Genomic DNA, 18,337 nt, shown 5'->3' with positions numbered 1-18,337 from the left:
CTGAAGATAAGGTCGATGGTGTCCACGTATTTTTTAAGTGGAGAACATCGCCCTTATTGCAGGGATCGGGTAGGTGACTTCGCCGGACGGTTACCCTGCATTAGCCTCGGTGGTGGTTGGTTGACGTGTGTCAAGTGCTTTCCGTGCGCTGTTTCCGTTTGGCGTTGCCAGGTAAAGCAGGCAGTGTTTTTCGTTAAGTCGCCCAATGCTTGGGTACCTCAAGGAGCGCGGCGTTGCGCTCCTCTTTGGTTCGTAGGGCGATGATCTGGCGAGCGTATTCCTTAGGCCACGCCACGGCATTCTGCCGGTATGGCGGGTAGGGAAGGCCGAGCTGTCGGCCATCCATGGAATGCCGGGCTGCTTCGCCCGCGTGGACTGGGGGTATTGCATGCCTAGCTGCAGGTGACACCAGTTGCCATCCTTGACGCGCAGGTACTCGCGGTCACGATGCGGATGAGCGGGCAGGTTGAGGTTATTCAGCAGGCCGCTAGCGCGCATTTGCTCGATGAATTTGGGCCGTGTGGTGCCGAAGTGTTTAGCGGTTTAGGCGAGACTGCGTTCCATGCTGCACTCCTTAGGCCACGTGTGCTGCTTCGGCAGCAGCGGCGCTAATGTATTCTGCCTCCATCCCGTAGGCTTCTGATTTAAAGGCGTTTTTTGGCCTCTGTCGAAGTTGCACTTCGGACGCAATCTAAGGTACTTGGTGCTTGCTTCGCGGAGTAGGGATGTATATATTCCCTGCTCTTGTTGCGAAGCCAATGATTTTTTTCTGTCATTGATCTCTCTGCAGCACTGCCCTGATGGTGAAATTGGTAGACACACCGGACTTAAAATCCGTCGTCCGAAAGGATGTGCCGGTTCGACTCCGGCTCGGGGCACCATATTCGATTCTCATGCCGTCTCAGGCATTCTCAAAAGACCCCGCTGGCGCCTGCCTCGCGGGGTTTTTTGTTGCCATGCTTTCTAAGCAACTCTCACACCTGCTCAGAACATTTAGTGCATTGCCCAGCACATTCCGATTCGACTGCCTTGTGAAACATACTGATGTCTTTAGTTTATAGGCGTGGTCGTCATTCATGCTGGCGCTTTCACGCCGCAGGGCGTAGACGGCTGCGTTTAACTCTTAAGCGGTTTTTGTGTTCGACACGGCGATGCTTCTGCCCGCCATACGCTGGCAGGCCAGGGCTTGACTGGAGGTTTGCATTGATGGACAGGTGGCGAGAGAATGCGCCATTGATCGGGGAGTGGCTAATGAAAGGGATATTTCTGGTTTTGCTGGGCGTCCTGGTGGCTTTTGTGCTGAGCACCTCCCCAGTGTTTAAACGGTGGGGAGGTGCCTATCTGGCACCCCTGAGGACGGTCCAGCAGGAGGCCCCGGCCGTTTTGCTTAGCACAAATGTCCCACCTGATTCTTTCAAATGCGACGGACGTAAGTACTGCTCGCAGATGACTTCATGCGCCGAAGCCAAGAGCTTCCTCACCTATTGCCCTGGCACCAAAATGGACGGTGATCATAACGGTATTCCCTGCGAATCTCAGTGGTGCCGGAAAGGTGCCCGCCGTACACCGGCAGGCAGATGGATAAACTGAAGAGGGTTACTAAACGCACGTGAATTCGCGTCCGGACGCTGAAGCAGTCTGGTAATGTTTCCTTCCGTCCGAGACGGGTTTGAGCAAGTAGCTCGGACCGCGCCTAGAGAAGCTCGGCCAGACTTTCGGTATCACCATCGAGCGGCGTCTCACTTACGAATGAATTGCGTCATGGCGAGCAACCGCGATAATCGCCGGAAGCCTGATCGCAAGAATGGTGTCATTTTGCCAGCCATTAGCTTAGCGAGTGATGTCGCGAATCAATATTTCGATCACGTAACGCGGTGAACACATGGATAGGCTTCAGTCACTCAATATCCAGCCATCAAGGTTGCCAAACGGGCGTACTTGCTGGTGAAGATACTGGAGGAGACAGGCACTACGATCCTCACTAGAACGGCTTCTAATCAGTACTGCTTGCGCCGCACTTGGATATCGCCTAGCTGATATTGCTGATAACCGGTGTAGGGAATCAGGATAGTGTCGGCAATTGCGGAGGCAACCATATCGAGCGTGATCGGTGTGACGCCCCAGTGAGGACCTGACCGGGGAGGACTGTTCAGGTTACAGAACTGATAGCTCAGCCCGCTGAAAGTGCGGGGGATGATGTGGCAGTTGGATTGCCATTTCGCAAGGTCGTCGGCAGCGCCTTTTTCGTCGTTGAGCGTCTTGATGGTGCCACAGCCTGACACTGCGGCAACAAGGCACGTGGTAATCCATATCCTCATCGATCTCTCCTTTTTGCTGAAGCGCCCATCATAACCTGCTGCTGAACGAGCCCGCTGTGTGCGTGCTTTTTTTCGCTTGGAGAAGAGTTAATGATCGTGACCGAAAAGACCGTGATGTGCTGACGCGGACCCTTTTGGACAAGGAGGGTTAGGGAAGGGTTTGCCAGGATGGTGGCCTGCGGCAACCCAACTGCTCAGCACTCACAGCATGCCCCTGAGAACCTACCGTGTTACGCATTCGGCTCCGCCCAAAACACCAAAGCCTACGGCTATCCAATCCCTAGCTGTATTGCCACCAGCGTTCCACTAACGTGTTACCAAGATTGGGATTCCGCGTTCCTTGGCGATCTCGGCAGCATCCTCCGGGGCAATGTCTGTATCGACCCACTTGCGACTCCAGGCTCAGAACCACTGGCCGTGATCGTGAATATCCACTCCCTGATCTGAAATCGACGGGAAGATCAAGAAGCCATCCCATCCGACTTCTGTGTTATCTGATAGCCGCCTGCAAGCGCAACGGCTAGAATCGCGCCTCGCTGAGCGGGGTACCCTCCGGGTGCAGCATTGGTGTGCATTGGGAGTCATGATGGCAAATGCCCGGGCGACGTTTACCGAAGGTTCGGTAGCGCGCCATATTCTGGTGATGAGCAGCACCAGCGCGTTGAGTCTCCTTGCGGTCTTCCTCGTCGATATCCTGACTCTGGTCTATGTCTCGATGCTGCACGTGCCTTTATTGCTCGCTGCAGTAGGGGTCGCCAAGGTCCTGATCTTTCTCAACAGCTCGATCGGCACCGGGTTCATCATCGCTGCGGCGACGGTGCTCTCCGAGCGCATCGGTCACAAAGCAAGCAAAATGTTCGCGCGCCTGACCGCCAACCTGCTGGTCATGATAGTGATTGCTTCGGGGCTGACGGCGGGCTTGCAACTGGCTTTGGTGGTTCCGATCACTCATTGGCTAGGCGCCGACGCCAGCACGTGTGAGGCCGCTCATGGCTTCATCTGGTTGACACTGCCGTTCAGCGTGTTGCAGTCGGCTATGCAAATGGCGGCGCAGATTCTCAGAACCCTGGGTGACAGCCGTCGGGCGTTATGGGTGGTGCTTTCGGGTGCTGCAACACTGGCGGTCGCCGACCCGTTCCTCATCTTCGTGATGGACTTGGGTCTGACCGGCGCAGGACTGGCCTATGCTTTGTCAGCCTGCGTATCACTGAGCGTTGGCCTGTATGAAATACGGCGGCGAACCGGGTTGATATTCCCAACCCATTTGAAGCTTCTAGGTCTGCACACCAGACGAACCTTACGCATCGCATTACCCGCGATCGTTGCCAATCTCGCGACGCCGGTCGGGCTGGCTTATCTGGTTTCAACCGTTGCCACCTATGGCGTAACGGTTTTGGCCGCGATGGCGGTCCTGGACAGGGTCATGCAGTTTTCCTACTGTGCCTACTTCGCATTGCCCGGTGCACTGGCGCCGGTACTGGGACAGAACATCGGCGCGCGTCTCGATGAGCGGGTCAGCTCGGCGATCATCTTCACCCGAAGATTGATCGTGACGTACGGTTTGGCGATCTGGGCTTTGTTGCTGCTGTTGGCGGTGCCGATCGCCAACCTCTACGAACTTGAGGGGGCGGGACGCGAGCTGTTTCTGGCGTTCTGCCGGTTTGGTGGAGGGCTTTGGGCTATCATCGGCCTGGATTTCATGGCGATTGCCATGCTCGTGACGATGGGGCGGTCCTGGCTGGTTCCTGTCTTTGCCTGGCTTCGGACGACCTTGGGCACGGTGCCGTTTGTGTTGGCCGGGGTTCATTTTTTTGGAAGCAGTGGTGCGTTGCTGGGTGCGTTTACCGGGAATGCGCTGATCGCGGTAACATCGATTTCCTTTGCGGCGTTTACCGCAAGACGTTTTTTTGATCGCAGGGCTGAGCCTGCGAGCATTGCCACACAATGAATCAAGGTATATCGGAATTTATGTCAGGGAAAGAGTCGGAGGACTTCATCGCGCCCCAGCGTCGCCGTGCACCCAAGGGTGAAATGCGCAGGGCTGCTTTGCTTGACGCGGCAACCGTAATATTTGCCCGAGACGGCTTCTCCAGTGCGTCGATGAAAGATGTTGCGCAGATGGCGGGCATCACTACCGTGGGCCTGTTGCACCATTTCCCCAATAAAGGCGCGCTGCTTAGCGCGTTGCTGGAGCGTCGCGATCAACGTGTGACCTCCCGGTTCAGTGATTTGACCATGGAACTGACCCTGGACGGTTTCACCAGGTTTCTCGGAATGAGCATGGCGTTCAGCGTTGCAGACGCCGCGGAGTGTCAAGCGGCCTTGTTACTCAACACCGAGAGTCTGTCGCCTGCGCACCCGGCCTGGGCCTGGCACCAGGAGCGTTTTCACATGACCCATGATCACGCACGAGGGCATCTGACGGCGCTGATCGAGGCGGGGGAAATCCGGGACGATGTGGATGTGACGGCATTGGCCCAAGAGATTTTTTCGGTCATGGACGGTTTGCAGATTCAGTGGCTGAGAAGCCCTGAGGAAGTGGACGTGAAAACCGTGTTCGATAATTACGTGCGTCGGTTGCGGCTGGATATTCAAGCTCGTCCCTGAGCCTGAAAGGTTCGCTTAGTAGGCTTGCGTGGCGTTGACTTGTACCGCTTTACGCAGCGGCACTGGCAGCGGGTTGCTGTCAGCCGTGGTCAGATGCTCATCAAAGAGCGTGATCAACGTGCGATCAAGCGGCAGATTTGCCGAGTCCGGTCCGACCAGAATCTTGAACTTGCCAGCGTCGACATCCCAGCTGTCGGTCTTCTCCACGTAGTAGGCCAGCGAGCGCGAGTCAATCGGAATGCTCACCGTCTTGCTTTGGCCTGGCTTCAGGTAAACCTTGGTAAAGCCCTTCAGTTCCTTTTCCGGACGATCAACAGCAGACGCGCCTGGGTGGACGTACAACTGCGCCACTTCGAAGCCTGCTTTGGCACCTGTGTTGGTAACGGTGAAGCTGACGTTGACGGTGCTGCCGGGTACCAGCACATTGGTCGACAGCTTCAGATCGCTGTAGTCGAACGTGGTGTATGAAAGGCCAAATCCGAATGGGTACAAAGGCTTTGCATGCTTCTTGTCATACCCGCGGTAGCCCATGTAAAGGCCTTCGCTGTAGGTCATCTCGGTCGAAGCGCTGTCGCCGCGGTAAATGGCCGGGTCCGGATAGGACGCATAGCTGGGGTTGTCCTCAATCTTCTTGTCGACGGTGATCGGCAGCTTGCCCGACGGGTTGACCTTCCCGAACAGGATCTCGGCCAGCGCTTGTCCGCCTTGCTGTCCAGGGAACCAAGCTTGCAACGACGCGCCGACCTTGTTGGCCCACGGCTGCATGTCGGGTACGCCACCGCCGTGCATGACCACAATGGTATTGGGGTTGGCCTTGGTAGCGAAGCTGATCAGATCGGCTTGTTGATCTGGCAGCTCCAAGCCATGGTCCGAACCTTCGCCTTCGTGCTCGTAGTTACTGCCCGTGGCGATCACGACGGCGTCGTATTTGGCCAGGTCCTTGGGTGGGCGCAATGAGGCCCAGCTCATCTGCACGCCCGCGAGCCCACCAAGCGCCGGCGTGAAATTGCTTGCGCTACGCCGGTATTCAAGTTTGACGGTGTAGGGTTTGCCAGCAACCAGCGCCTGAGTCTTGCCGGAGGTGGTCATGGCATTTACCACATCAGGGGAGTACGGAACACCATCGCTCTGCACCACCAGTTGATCATTGACCCACAACGTGTACGGACCGTCTGCGCGCACTTTGAACACGTGGGCGCCGGATACCGTTGGCTTGATCGTCGCGGTAAACCTGGCCGAGAACGCACCCGGCGCCGGGTAGAACCCGGAGACGGTGGTGTTGCCCGCATCGGTCTCGTTGGTGTTTGTGATCCAGTTCAGGTTGACGCCGGGTTCGACACGCGTCACCGCCGGGCTGCCGGAGAAGCTGGTATTGGCGTAATACTCAGCTTTTACACCGGAGTTACTCGCCGCGTCGCTGCCCTTGGAAGGCTGATACCAGATCGACGTTTTCGGGTTCAGGCTCATTTCAGGCAGGAACGTGACGTTCGAGCTGCTGGAAGCCAGCTGTTGCAAGCCGCTCAGCTCAGTCATGTAGCTGCCGGGTGGCGAGTTGGCGGTACCAAAAGGCGATGCGGGCGCCTCGGATGCCCAATCGCCGATGATCGCGATCCTGGCCGATTTATCCAGTGGCAACAGCGGCTTGCCTGCTGTGGTGTTTTCGTTGCGCAGCAACACGATGCCTTCACGTGCTGTATTCAGCGCAGCGCGCATGCCGTGCTCAGGGTGGTCGAGGGTCTGGGCGGTATTCAGATGTTCCTGCAAGTCATAGCTGACGATGGCACGCAGGTTGCGCTTGACCTTGTCGTCGATGACGTTTTGGGTCAGTTGCCCGCTCCATATGTACGGCAGCAGGTTGGCTTCGGTGAACTGCAGACCCGACGGCATGTCGATGTCAGTGCCTGCCCACGCGCCCTTGAACGCATTATGAATGGCGTTGAAATCGCTGATGACGGTGCCCTGATAGCCCCATTCACCTTTGAGAATTTCGGTGATCAGGTGATGGTTCTCACAGGCGTAGTCGCCATTGATCTTGTTGAAACCGCACATGATCGACGCAACGTTGGCGTTTTTGACCATCGACTCAAAGCCCGGCAAATACAGTTCGCGCAGCGTGCGTTCGTCCACGACAACGTTGAGCGCCTGCCGATTGGCTTCCTGTTCGTTGGCCAGGTAATGCTTGCCACTGGCCTGGATGCCCTGCGCCTGAATGCCGTTAACCACGGCCGGCGCGAGCACCGCGCCCAGAAACGGGTCCTCGCCACTTAGGTACTCCGCCGAGCGGCCACCGTAAGGCGTGCGGTACAGGTTGACGCCCGGAGAGAGCATCTGTTGTCCGCCGGAAATACGTGTTTCATAAGCGATGGCCAGACCGAATTCCTTGGCCCGGTTGATGCTCCAGGTCGCCGCAAGCGCCGGCTGCGACGGATACTGCGCCCCGAATGTAGCATTGTTGACGTGCACGCCCATGGACGAGTCATAGGCAACAGTGCCCTTGATGCCCCACTTGAGCAGGGGCGGGATCATGTGACCGTCATTCACGCGAGTGAAGTTGATCTTTTCGGACTGGCTCATATTGTCGAGGATAGAACTGACGCGCGCCTCAACGGCATTGCCAGTGGCCGGCGTTACACCGGCGAGTGCAGCGTTGGCCTGCACAATGCCGAATGCCAGCAGGCTCAGCATCATCGTTTGTTTGAAAGCAGCCAAGGGCAGTGTTCTCTCTGATCGGTCGCGCTCATGCACGACAGCGCTGTGGTCAATAGGAGGGTTCATGGCTGTTCCACCTGGGATGGCGCATCCCCGGTTTCGATGGGGGCATCAAGCATTGCCGATGGACCTTTAGCGGTCGACGCTGCAACTTTGTCCGCACCGGAAATCTGGTCGCGCTTGGCGTCGACCTGAACAAGAGTGTCCTGCTCGCCTGGCCCGGAGTCCGCCGCCAAAGTAGCAGCGCTGTAAGCGCCTATCACTAGTGCGCAGAAAATAGACAGCAAGGGTCTGGTCATTCGATAAGTGTCTCGATTGAGGAGGATAGTAATGAATGCTTATCGCACAGGTCCTGAACTCGTCAGGACGATGCTAAGTCCGGCGACTCTACGCATTAGTTCAGTGTTTGCGAAATTTTTTTTCAACTGTCGGATAAAAAGACAGACGGCTATCCATGCGGGGAGATAATGAAGTATTACGCTGTTAGAAAATCGGAGAAAAATCATTTTTTTCGAAATATTTTATTAGTTTATATAGAAATATCGGTGTTTTGTTGCGTAAAAAATTGATTAATCGGATTAAAATTGCTATTAATTAAACCTAATTGCAATTAGGTTTAGTCATCTGGTAATCTCTTTCTCGGCAAAATTGCCAGCCGTGATGACGTAAATTATCCAAGATTAGTTAGGCGAACTAACCCTGCTAGTTATATGAGCGAAAAGTAACAACAAGCTAATCAATAACATCTAGCTGCGCGAGTGATAAATCCAGGCCGGAGCGATAGAAGTTTCCGGAGTATTTTATTGATGTTTCAGGATGCTCTGGATGGGTGTCCACTCAGACTGGCCGTCGCTAGTGCAATGCGTCTCTGAGGTTATCGCTGTTTGAAGAACTTCCCTTTCATCACAACTTCAACCGCTCGTTGAGTTGAGAGGGGGCGGGCTGCTTCTATGTTGCCCAACGGCCAGCATTTCCAGCGACGCTCATGCAGTCTTCTGGACAGGACGATATCGGCGTGTGTGGCATACACGACGCCGAAACACAGATGGGTGGAGGAGGGTGTGAAGGTCGTCGGCCAACAGGCACATGGCAGCAAACCAGGACACAAATGTTCTTTGAAGGCCGGGTAAGACCGGAAATCAGGTTTTTTCGCCTCGGGTCCGACGCCGGCTCGCACCCATAGCCCCAGGCGTCTACGTAGCATTCGTAAGCGCCTGAGTCGTTAAGACAGCGCAACGTTTTGCGCAGTCTACTCAATGGACTTCGTTCGTCCGCGGGTACGTAACCTTGCCCTCAGCCTTTCAATTGGCACCTAACTTGAACTTGAAATTATTCGGGAAGCCCCAGGACAAGGGCGGCGGCGGGGAATAGCAGCCAGGCTGGTTGGGCGGCGACGCATCACATCTGACGGTGTAGCCATTTTTACCGATCTCACTGCCGCCTTCCCCGGTTCCGCGGTCGCTGAAGTTCGCGCATCCCCCGATCAGGACAAATGCCAAAAGCGTGATTCCGTGTTTCATGAATGCCTCCCTGTGGAGGGCGCAGTTTGCTTATCTTGCTGACGACGGGCAAGAGGCGGCTTGCTCGCTATCAGTGAGGTTTCGCGGGGAGAGTGGGTCAGGAACACGCTTGCAGATGCTGAAGTCGCGCCTGCACTGCATCGTCGAAGATCATGTACAGCATTTCGATGTCCGAGGCGCGCAGGCGTTTGGCGGTTTCCAGGCCAAGAATAAAGGCGATTTCCATCTCCCCTTCGCGCTCGATGTCCTCTCGCGTAGTGGCGGCACTGAGCGCTCTCACCAGATCGTTGATAGGACCTTGAACCGCTTTGGGTAGTCTGAGCGATTCGATTCTCTCTTGTGGCATTGCAGATTCCTGGGGAGCTGAAAGGGGGCAAAGTGCATAACTGCGGTAGAGCTATTCATTCAAGATACAACGTAACTGTTTGCATATACAGCACAGAGAGTTGTCAGGCCGCGCGAACCTGCCTGGCGACGAGTAGGCGGTTTTCCGCTCCCATGCTGTTAGGCGGCGAGCATGGTAGCGCACCTGTTCAGGTTCTCTACGGCGCTGAATGCGTAAAACGCCTTTATATTCCGGTCAGCACATTACGGAGAAAGGGTGCCGTCCGGCTTGCCTTGACCTTCACCACTTGCTCCGGCGTGCCGCTGGCGACGATGTTTCCGCCTTTGTCACCTGCGCCAGGGCCAATGTCGATGACCCAGTCACTTTGCGCGACGACACGCATTTCGTGTTCGACCACGACCACCGTGTGGCCGTTCTCCACCAAGGCATTGAGTTGGGCCAGCAATCGGTCGACATCGCTTGGGTGCAGGCCGGTGGTAGGTTCATCCAGCACGTAGAGGGTCGCTCCCCGCAGGTTGCGCTGCAATTCGGTGGCGAGTTTGATGCGCTGAGCTTCGCCGCCGGAAAGTTCGGTCGCCGGTTGCCCCAGGCGCAAATAGCCCAGCCCGATGTCTCGCAAAACGGTCAATGAGCGGAGTATCGCAGATTGTTCGGCGAACACGTCGACTGCCTGGTCGACGGTCAATTGCAAGATTTGGGCGATGTTCAGATCTTGCCATTGAATCGTCAAGGTTTGCGGATTGTAACGGGCGCCGTGGCAGGTAGGGCAGGGTGCATAGACGCTGGGCATGAACAGCAACTCAACGCTGACGAAGCCTTCGCCTTCGCACACCTCGCAACGGCCCTTGGCGACGTTGAACGAAAACTGCCCAGCATCGTAACCCGCCGCCCGTGCGTCGTCGGTCGCGGCGAACAGTTTGCGAACGTTGTCGAACAGCCCGGTGTAGGTTGCAAGGTTCGAGCGCGGAGTGCGACCGATAGGTTTCTGGTCCACCTGCACCAGCCGTTTGATCGCGTCCATGCCGCTCGTGATGCGACCGTCGGTGAGCTGCGGGGCGTCATCTTCCAGACTGGGCTCTTGCTCATCACTACTCGTTGCGGCAGGCCGACCCAGCGCTGCGCCGACCAGTTCCAGCAACGCTTGACTGACCAGGCTCGACTTACCCGAGCCTGAAATGCCTGTCACCGAGGTAAAACACCTCAGTGGAAATTCTGCGGTCATGTTCTCCAGGTTGTTGCGGGTGATGCCTTCCAGATGCAGCCAGCCGGTCGGGACACGCCTGTCGGTTCGCAGATCATGGCGTTGCGCAAACAAATGCGGACGGGTTCTCGATGCTTCGATATGCGCCAGACCGGCTGGCGGACCACTGTACAGCACACGCCCGCCGTTCTCGCCCGCATCAGGGCCGACATCGATCAGCCAGTCAGCTCGGCGCATGGTTTCCAGATCGTGCTCAACCACGAACAGCGAATTACCGGAGGCCTTGAGTTGCTGCAATGCGGTGAACAGAGCTTCGCTGTCGGCGGGATGCAGGCCGGCGGAAGGTTCATCCAGCACGTAAATCACGCCGAACAATTGCGAGCCCAACTGCGTCGCCAGGCGCAGGCGTTGCAGCTCGCCGGACGACAGCGTGGGAGTGCTGCGGTCCAGCGCAAGGTAGCCCAATCCCAGCTCGGTCAGCGTGCTGACACGGGCCAGCAGATCTTGCGCGATGCGCTGCGCCGCCAGACGCTTCTCGATAGAGAGGTTCGGCGTTGCGCGCACATCTGGCGCGGCATCGTGGCCCGATTCGCCGGACTTGACCCGTTCCTTGCGGGCATTATCGATCTGCTTTCGATCAAACACGTGGTCGTCGGTGCTCGCCTCGAACGTTCCCTTAGCCACCGGGCGCAGTACCTCAGCCAGACGCAACAAAGGCATCTGTGACAGCTCACCGATATCCAGCCCGGCAAAGGACACTGACAAGGCCTCGCGTTTCAAACGCTTGCCTTCGCACAGCGGGCAGGGGCTGCCGCGCATGAACCGGGAGACGCGCTTTTTCATCAGCGCGCTTTGCGAATGGGTGAAGGTTTGCAGGACGTAACGCCGGGCTCCTGTAAAAGTGCCCTGATAGCTGGGTTCGAGTTTGCGCTTGAGTGCAACGCGCGTTTGAGCGGGCGTCAAACCCGCGTACACCGGCGCAGTAGGCTGTTCTTCAGTAAACAGAATCCAATCACGCTGTTTTTTCGGCAGGTCGCGCCAAGGAACGTCAACGTCGTAGCCCAAGGTCACCAGAATGTCGCGCTGATTCTGTCCTTGCCAGGCCAGCGGCCAGGACGCCACTGCCCGTTGGCGAATGGTCAGCGAGTCGTCCGGCACCATCAGCTCTTCCGGCACCTCATACACCCGGCCCAGGCCGTGGCATTCAGGGCACGCACCTTGCGGCAGGTTGGGTGAGAAGTCCTCGGCGTAGAGCATCGGTTGCCCGGCGGGGTAGTTTCCGGCCCGGGAGTACAGCATGCGGATCAGGCTCGACAGCGTCGTAACGCTGCCTACCGATGAGCGCGTGCTCGGGGTACCGCGTTGCTGCTGCAGGGCCACGGCGGGCGGCAAGCCTTCGATGGAGTCGACATCAGGCACGCCCACCTGATCGATAAGGCGCCGGGCGTAGGGCGCGACCGATTCGAAATAGCGGCGTTGTGCCTCGGCATACAACGTCGAAAATGCCAGCGAGGACTTGCCCGATCCGGAGACGCCGGTGAAAACGACCAGCGCGTCACGCGGGATATCGACGTCTACGTCCTTGAGATTGTGCTCACGGGCACCCCGGACCCTGACAAATCCGGGCTGATCGGGCGCAACGGTAAAGGACACGGGGGAGTGGATGTCGGCATCTTCAGGCAGATGAGGCGCGGTGGTCATGAGCAGGCCTTGGGTCGGAAATTCTAAACAGGATGGCTTTATCGGGCGCCGGGCACTTTAGGGGTGTGACCGGCATCATCGTGTTTGCCCCCGGTCAGGGGCTGCTCCTTGCGGGCTTCCTGGGTGCGTTCACGGTCGTCAGCTACATCAGCAGGCTTGGCGTGCGGGTCATTGATTTTTTCACCGGGGGTGGGCGCTTTTGAGGTGCTCATGATTTCTCTCCTGTTGCTTCACGCAGGGCTTCGGCAGCCTGCAAGCCTTGTAGGAATCCGGCCAGCGCCACTTCTTCGAGTCGCAGGCCCTTGCGTTGGCGCGAACGGGGCAGTTTCGACAGTTCGCCAATCACGAAAGCTTCCAGCACGGCCGGATGGATGTAGCATTTGCGGCAGACGGCGGGGGTGTTGCCAAGCAATCGGGAGACTTCCTTGACCATGGCCACGATGTGCTTTTTGGCATCAGCTTCGGGCTCCCAGTCCAGTTTACTCAGAGTGGTGAGGGCCATTGCGCTGCCGGCCCAGGTGCGATAGTCCTTGGCAGTGAAATCGGCACCGGTCAGTTCGTGAAGGTAGCGATTGATGTCCGATGAGCTGACGGTGTGGCGCTGGCCTTCCTCATCCAGGTACTGGAACAGGTTCTGCCCCGGCAATTCCATACAGCGCTTGATGATGTTGGCCAGGCGCCGGTCATTGACGCTGATCTCATGCTCGACACCGCTCTTGCCGCGAAACTGGAAGAGAATCTTGCTGCCGTGCACATCCACATGCTTGTTGCGCAGGGTGGTCAGGCCGTAGGAACGGTTGTCGCGGGCGTACTGACTGTTACCGATACGGATCAGGGTTTGGTCGAGCAGCGACACCACGGCAGCCATGACCTTCTCGCGGCCCATGCCCGGTGCTGCCAGCTGCGCTTCAAGCTGCTTGCGCACCTTGGGCAGCACTTTGCCGAACGCGATCATCCGCGAGTATTTGTTCTCGTCGCGAATCTCGCGCCAGCGCGGGTGGTAGCGATACTGCTTGCGCCCGCGTGCGTCGCGCCCGGTGGCCTGCAAATGACCTCTGGGATCGGCGCAGATCCACACATCGGCGTAAGCGGGAGGGATCACCAGCGCGTTGATGCGCTTGATCTCGGCCTCATCATGAATGCGTTGGCCGTCGGTATCGAAATACGCAAATTTGCCGCGCAGGATCTTGCGCGAAAAGCCCGGCTGGCTGTCATCGACATAATGCAGATCCTTGGGCAGGTCTTCGGGGGCTAAAACGTCCGACATGAATGGCAATCCTGACAACGGGTCTTTGTCATTGACCGTCGCGGTGCGCAGTGGTGCCGATTATTTGCTTGAGTGCCAGCGACTTGATCGAATGGCTTTGCCAGCGGCCCGCTTCAGGCCAGCAGCGCCACGGATTTGATCTGCGCCCAGAGCGTCTGCCCCGGATGCAATTGCAGCTGATCGCGTGAGTAGCGTGTAATCCTCGCCAGCAGCGGCGTACCGTCGGCATCGAGACGGACCAGCACATGAGCGACGTTGTCGGCAGGCACTTGGCTGACGACGGTCACCGGCAAGCGGTTGAGAATGCTGCTCTGATCGTCCGGTTGCAGGCTCAGACTGACATCACGCGCCTGCACCTTGAAGCGCAATGGCGTGTGCATGACGAGCGCAGAATGAGCGACGCGTATCGCCAGTTCACTCTGCGGCAGACGCACGTCAACCAGTTGGTAAGCGTCGTCGTAGGCGCAGACCGATCCCTGGATGACCACCCCAGCGTCGTCGCCCATCGCCAGCGGCAGATCGAGTCGGGCCAGGGTTTGCTGGATAGGTCCGCTGGCCAGCGCCTTGCCGCCGCTGAGCAACACGAGGTGATCGGCAAGCCGAGCCACTTCATCCTGAGAATGGCTGACGTACAACATGGGGATCCCCAGCTCGCCATGCAGGCGCTCCAGGTACGGCAGGATTTCGCCCTTGCGATGAGCGTCCAGCGCCGCCAACGGTTCGTCGAGCAGCAACAGGCGCGGGCTGGTCAGCAGGGCGCGAGCGATGCCCACGCGCTGCCGTTCTCCACCGGACAGCTTGTCGGGCCGGCGTGACAGCAAGTGGTCGATCCCCAGCAAGGCACTGGCCTGCTCCAGATTGACGCGACGTTCACTCACGGCAATACGCTTGAACCCGAACTCTAGATTGCCCCTGACCGACAGGTGCGGGAACAGGCTGGCCTCCTGAAACACATAGCCCAACGAACGTCGGTGCGGCGCCACGAAGATGCCGTTGGCGCTGTCCTGCCAGACCTCACCATTGATGGCGATGAATCCACTGGCGGCTTTTTCCAGCCCGGCGATGCAGCGCAGGCAGGTGGTCTTGCCGGACCCTGAATGGCCGTACAACGCCGTCACGCCGTGACCTGGTAGCGACAAATCGACGTTTACGGCAAATTCGGGGAAGTCCACATTCAAACGCACGTCGATGGTCGAGGTCATTGCAGGTCAGCTCCAGGCTGCTTTGGTCTTGCCGCTGGAGTAGAGCGCCAACAGAACCAGAAATGAGAACACCAGCATCGACCCGGCCAGCCAGTGAGCTTGCGCGTATTCCATGGATTCGACGTGGTTGTAGATCTGGGTCGACACCACCCGGGTTCTATCCGGGATGTTGCCGCCAATCATCAGTACCACGCCAAACTCGCCCACCGTGTGGGCGAAGCCCAGAATCGCACCTGTGATGAAGCCGGGCCGGGCCAGTGGCAGTATCACGGTAAAGAACGTGTCCCAAGGATTGGCCCGCAGGGTCGCGGCCACTTCCAGAGGGCGCGCACCGATGGCCACGAAGGCATTCTGCAGCGGCTGCACCACGAACGGCATCGAGTACAACACCGAGCCGATGACCAGGCCACTGAAGGTGAATGTCAGCGTGCCCAGGCCAATGCTTTGGGTCAACTGCCCCATTGCGCCATTGGGGCCCATGAACAGCAGCAGGTAGAACCCGATCACGGTGGGTGGCAACACCAGCGGCAGAGCCACTACCGCGCCGACCGGACCTTTGAGCCATGAGCGGGTATGGGCCAGCCACAATGCGATGGGGGTGCCGACGATCAGTAGAATCACCGTGGTCAACGACGCCAGTTTCAGCGTCAACCAGATCGCCGCGAGGTCGGCACTGCCCAGTAGCATTTACAGCTGGTACCCGTAGGACTTGATCACGGCGGCGGCTTTCGGACCTTTGAGGTACTCGATCAGCGCCTTGGCAGCAGCACTGTCTTTACCTTTGTTGAGGATGACGGCGTCTTGTTTGATCGGCTCATGCAGGTTGGCCGGAATAATCCACGCAGAACCGCTGGTCAGCTTGCTATCCTTGTACACCTGAGACAGGGCGACGAAGCCCAGTTCGGCGTTGCCGGTCTGCACGAACTGATACGCCTGGGCGATGCTCTGGCCTTCGACGATTTTGCCCCTGGTCGCTTCGGTCAGATTGAGTTTATCCAGTACCTGAGTGGCAGCCAGGCCGTATGGAGCGGCTTTCGGGTTGGCGATCGACAAGTGCTGGTACTCGTTTTTCTTCAACACTTCGCCCTTGTCATCGACATAACCTTCCTTGGCCGACCACAGGGCCAACGTACCGATGGCGTAGGTGAAGCGCGAGCCTTTAACGATTTCGTTCTCACTCTCAAGTTTGGCAGGCGTGGTGTCATCGGCGGCAAGGAACACTTCGAAAGGCGCGCCGTTTTTGATCTGGGTATAGAACTGGCCTGTGGCGCCGAACGAAGCCACCAGCTTGTGACCGGTGTCCTTTTCGAAATCCTTGGCGATGGCCTGGATCGGAGCGGTGAAGTTGGCAGCGACCGCTACCTGAACTTCGTCGGCAAACACGCTGCTGGCCGAGAGGGCGGCGACTGCAATAACCAGGGATTTAAGCGTCACGCCAAAAGAAGGTACGCGCATGAAACAGCTCCATATTGTTTTTTATGAGGTGATGAGAGACGTTGACCGAATAGCGGCCAAACGCTATGCACCGGAATATATAGCGTGGGATCACCTCAAGGAAGCCTGTTCTTTGCGCGGTCCTTATACAGGACGCTTCAATGCCCGAATCCAGCCATTCTCTCCAGAGCCTTAATGGCCAGCTGACGCGTCAGTTCCTCACCGGGCAACGCGTGTTTGATCCCAACGGCCTGTCCGGCCCAGAGATTCATGAAGCCATCGTTGCCCAGCGGCTCCGCTTTGCCGCGTAGCGGAATCAGTGCACCGCCCGCCATCGGGAATGTCGGGGCGTGAGCGCTGATGGGGCCGATCTCGCGCATGATGTGGTTGACGATCCCGCGGGCAGGGCGCCCGGTGAAAATATTGGTCAGCGCCGTCTGGCTGTCCTTGGCACTGGCCAGCGCGGCCTGATGCAGCTTTGACACCGTGGCTTCTGCGCTGAACAGGTACGCGGTGCCCAGTTGCACGGCGGATGCCCCCAGCATGAATGCCGCCGCAATCCCTCGGCTGTCGGCAATGCCGCCAGCAGCGATGACTGGCACGCTCACTGCGTCCACAACCTGTGGTACCAGGGCCATGGTGCCGACCTGAGTGTAAAGCTGATCGCTCAGAAACATGCCGCGATGTCCGCCTGCCTCATAGCCCATGGCGATGATCGCGTCGCAGCCACGCTTTTCGAGCCACACAGCTTCTTCCACCGTCGTCGCCGAGGAGATGACCTTGGCGCCTGTCGCTTTAACGCGCATGACCAGGTCCGCAGAGGGCAGGCCGAAGTGGAAACTGACGACTTGCGGCTTCAATGCTTCGACCAGCGCACAACTGCTGTCGTCGAAAGGCGCGCGGTTGGAGGTGGGGGTTGGAGCGTCGAAGTCCGCGCCCAGCTCTTGATAGTAGGGTCGAAGCAGGTCTTTCCAGGCCGTGTCTGCGTCGGGATTGGCAGCGGGTGTCTGGTGACAGAAGAAATTCAGGTTCAGCGGTGCATGAGTCCCGGCACGGATCAGCGCCACCTCCTCGCGTATCTGCTCATGGCTGAGCATCGCGCAGGGCAAAGATGCCAATCCGCCTGCCCTGCCAACGGCTATCGCCAGCGCGGAACCGGCAGCGCCCGCCATGGGAGCCAACAGGATGGGCACTTCGATGTCGAACAGCTTGAGAATACGGGTATCTGGCCAGGCGATCATGGGCAGTCTCTCCAAAGGCATTTGACGATCCGGCGTGAGGGCAACGGATGAGTAATGAGCATCGGCAGGGATCGTTGAGCGCGCAGGTTTGGAGCCCCCGGATCCGCGGTTGATTTAATAGACGATCGGTCTAATATGCAACCCATGACTGACATGACCGCAAAACCCAGGCGTCCAGGCCGTCCCCCTAAAACTGCCCGCGCTGATGACTTCGACACCCGCCAGGCATTGATCCGCTGTGGGGTAGAGGTATTGACCGAGCAGGGCTTTATGGCCACGGGCATCGATAGCATTCTCAAGCGCGTCGGCGTGCCCAAGGGCTCTTTCTACCATTATTTTGCAAGCAAAGAGGCCTACGGCCTTGAAGTGCTGGCCAGTTACGCCGAGTACTTCGCCAGGCGGCTCGACCGTTGGCTTCTCGATGACACGCTGTCGCCGCTGGAGCGGGTGGCGGGCTTCGTTCAGCATTCCAGGGTCAGCATGGCGCGTTACGCCTACCGCCGTGGCTGCCTGGTGGGCAACCTGGGCCAGGAAGTCGGCATGCTGCCAGAAGGATTTCGCGACGCGCTGGAGCGGATCTTTCTCGACTGGCAAAGGCGTCTCTGTGAATGTTTCGACGCCGCCAGACAGGCAGGAGAGCTGCCAGTCCATGCCGATTGTCGCGAGCTGGCGGCGTATTTCTGGATCGGCTGGGAAGGTGCAGTGCTGCGTGCCCGGTTAGTGCAAGGGGATGGGCCATTGAATACGTTCATCACCGGATTTCTGCGTGGCCTGCCGCGCTGATGTTTCGT

Annotated in this window: 16 protein-coding genes, 1 tRNA gene and 1 pseudogene; 5 read left to right on the top strand and 13 right to left on the bottom strand. The window is 58.1% G+C overall.

Annotated features, from left to right (window positions below; genetic code table 11):
• Positions 1-281: 281 nt before the first annotated feature.
• Positions 282-507, bottom strand: a pseudogene (locus tag EC915_RS25145) (DNA-binding protein).
• A 287-nt stretch (positions 508-794) separates the two neighbouring features.
• On the opposite strand from EC915_RS25145, the gene EC915_RS04950 reads away from it, so the two are divergent.
• Positions 795-881: transfer RNA gene (locus EC915_RS04950), tRNA-Leu, on the top strand.
• Positions 882-1,251: 370 nt separating this feature from the next.
• Positions 1,252-1,590, top strand: coding sequence for an excalibur calcium-binding domain-containing protein (locus tag EC915_RS04945; protein WP_133749374.1), 339 nt, complete (start codon positions 1,252-1,254; stop codon positions 1,588-1,590).
• A gap of 407 nt (positions 1,591-1,997) precedes the next feature.
• Here the strand turns inward: EC915_RS04945 and EC915_RS04940 are convergent, their stop codons facing one another.
• Complete coding sequence (locus EC915_RS04940; RefSeq protein WP_133749373.1) at positions 1,998-2,318, bottom strand: YceK/YidQ family lipoprotein; 321 nt, start codon at positions 2,316-2,318, stop codon at positions 1,998-2,000.
• Between the two features lie 586 nt (positions 2,319-2,904).
• Here EC915_RS04940 and EC915_RS04930 point away from each other — a divergent pair.
• Positions 2,905-4,266, top strand: a complete 1,362-nt coding sequence (locus EC915_RS04930; RefSeq protein ID WP_133749372.1) for an MATE family efflux transporter — start codon at positions 2,905-2,907, stop codon at positions 4,264-4,266.
• An 83-nt stretch (positions 4,267-4,349) separates the two neighbouring features.
• On the top strand, positions 4,350-4,925 hold the full coding sequence (locus EC915_RS04925; protein WP_166650930.1) for a TetR/AcrR family transcriptional regulator: 576 nt from the start codon (positions 4,350-4,352) through the stop codon (positions 4,923-4,925).
• Between the two features lie 15 nt (positions 4,926-4,940).
• Here the strand turns inward: EC915_RS04925 and EC915_RS04920 are convergent, their stop codons facing one another.
• The 11 genes from EC915_RS04920 to EC915_RS04875 all read right to left on the bottom strand — a co-directional run bounded on the left by EC915_RS04920 (position 4,941) and on the right by EC915_RS04875 (position 17,546).
• Positions 4,941-7,613: a glycoside hydrolase family 3 protein gene (locus EC915_RS04920; RefSeq protein ID WP_166650929.1), complete on the bottom strand. Its 2,673-nt coding sequence runs from the start codon at positions 7,611-7,613 to the stop codon at positions 4,941-4,943.
• A gap of 83 nt (positions 7,614-7,696) precedes the next feature.
• Complete coding sequence (locus EC915_RS04915) at positions 7,697-7,933, bottom strand: hypothetical protein (RefSeq protein WP_256658651.1); 237 nt, start codon at positions 7,931-7,933, stop codon at positions 7,697-7,699.
• Positions 7,934-8,935: 1,002 nt separating this feature from the next.
• The gene (locus EC915_RS04910; RefSeq protein ID WP_133749370.1) at positions 8,936-9,154 is read right to left on the bottom strand and encodes a hypothetical protein; all 219 of its coding nucleotides are present in this window, start codon (positions 9,152-9,154) and stop codon (positions 8,936-8,938) included.
• Between the two features lie 97 nt (positions 9,155-9,251).
• Positions 9,252-9,500: a hypothetical protein gene (locus tag EC915_RS04905; RefSeq protein ID WP_133749369.1), complete on the bottom strand. Its 249-nt coding sequence runs from the start codon at positions 9,498-9,500 to the stop codon at positions 9,252-9,254.
• 223 nt (positions 9,501-9,723) lie between these two features.
• Positions 9,724-12,402, bottom strand: a complete 2,679-nt coding sequence (locus tag EC915_RS04900; protein WP_133749368.1) for an excinuclease ABC subunit UvrA — start codon at positions 12,400-12,402, stop codon at positions 9,724-9,726.
• A 38-nt stretch (positions 12,403-12,440) separates the two neighbouring features.
• Complete coding sequence (locus EC915_RS24775; RefSeq protein WP_166650911.1) at positions 12,441-12,614, bottom strand: hypothetical protein; 174 nt, start codon at positions 12,612-12,614, stop codon at positions 12,441-12,443.
• A complete protein-coding gene (locus EC915_RS04895; protein ID WP_133749367.1) occupies positions 12,611-13,669 on the bottom strand; it encodes a DNA topoisomerase IB in 1,059 nt (352 codons plus the stop codon). The genes EC915_RS24775 and EC915_RS04895 overlap by 4 nt, the downstream gene beginning before the upstream one ends.
• Positions 13,670-13,782: 113 nt before the next feature.
• Complete coding sequence (gene modC / locus EC915_RS04890; RefSeq protein ID WP_133749366.1) at positions 13,783-14,871, bottom strand: molybdenum ABC transporter ATP-binding protein; 1,089 nt, start codon at positions 14,869-14,871, stop codon at positions 13,783-13,785.
• Positions 14,872-14,877: 6 nt separating this feature from the next.
• Positions 14,878-15,558 carry a molybdate ABC transporter permease subunit gene (gene modB, locus EC915_RS04885; RefSeq protein ID WP_133749365.1) on the bottom strand — a complete coding sequence of 227 codons (681 nt, stop codon included), beginning with the start codon at positions 15,556-15,558 and terminating at the stop codon, positions 14,878-14,880.
• Positions 15,559-16,326 carry a molybdate ABC transporter substrate-binding protein gene (gene modA / locus EC915_RS04880; RefSeq protein WP_133749364.1) on the bottom strand — a complete coding sequence of 256 codons (768 nt, stop codon included), beginning with the start codon at positions 16,324-16,326 and terminating at the stop codon, positions 15,559-15,561.
• Between the two features lie 137 nt (positions 16,327-16,463).
• Positions 16,464-17,546: a nitronate monooxygenase family protein gene (locus EC915_RS04875; protein ID WP_133749363.1), complete on the bottom strand. Its 1,083-nt coding sequence runs from the start codon at positions 17,544-17,546 to the stop codon at positions 16,464-16,466.
• Positions 17,547-17,690: 144 nt separating this feature from the next.
• On the opposite strand from EC915_RS04875, the gene EC915_RS04870 reads away from it, so the two are divergent.
• Positions 17,691-18,329, top strand: a complete 639-nt coding sequence (locus EC915_RS04870; protein ID WP_133749431.1) for a TetR/AcrR family transcriptional regulator — start codon at positions 17,691-17,693, stop codon at positions 18,327-18,329.
• Positions 18,330-18,337 lie beyond the last annotated feature (8 nt).

Source organism: Pseudomonas sp. LP_7_YM (assembly GCF_004364435.1).
Classification (GTDB): domain Bacteria; phylum Pseudomonadota; class Gammaproteobacteria; order Pseudomonadales; family Pseudomonadaceae; genus Aquipseudomonas.
Note: the sequence above shows the minus strand (reverse complement) of the source record. Positions and strands in the feature narration are given on the sequence as shown.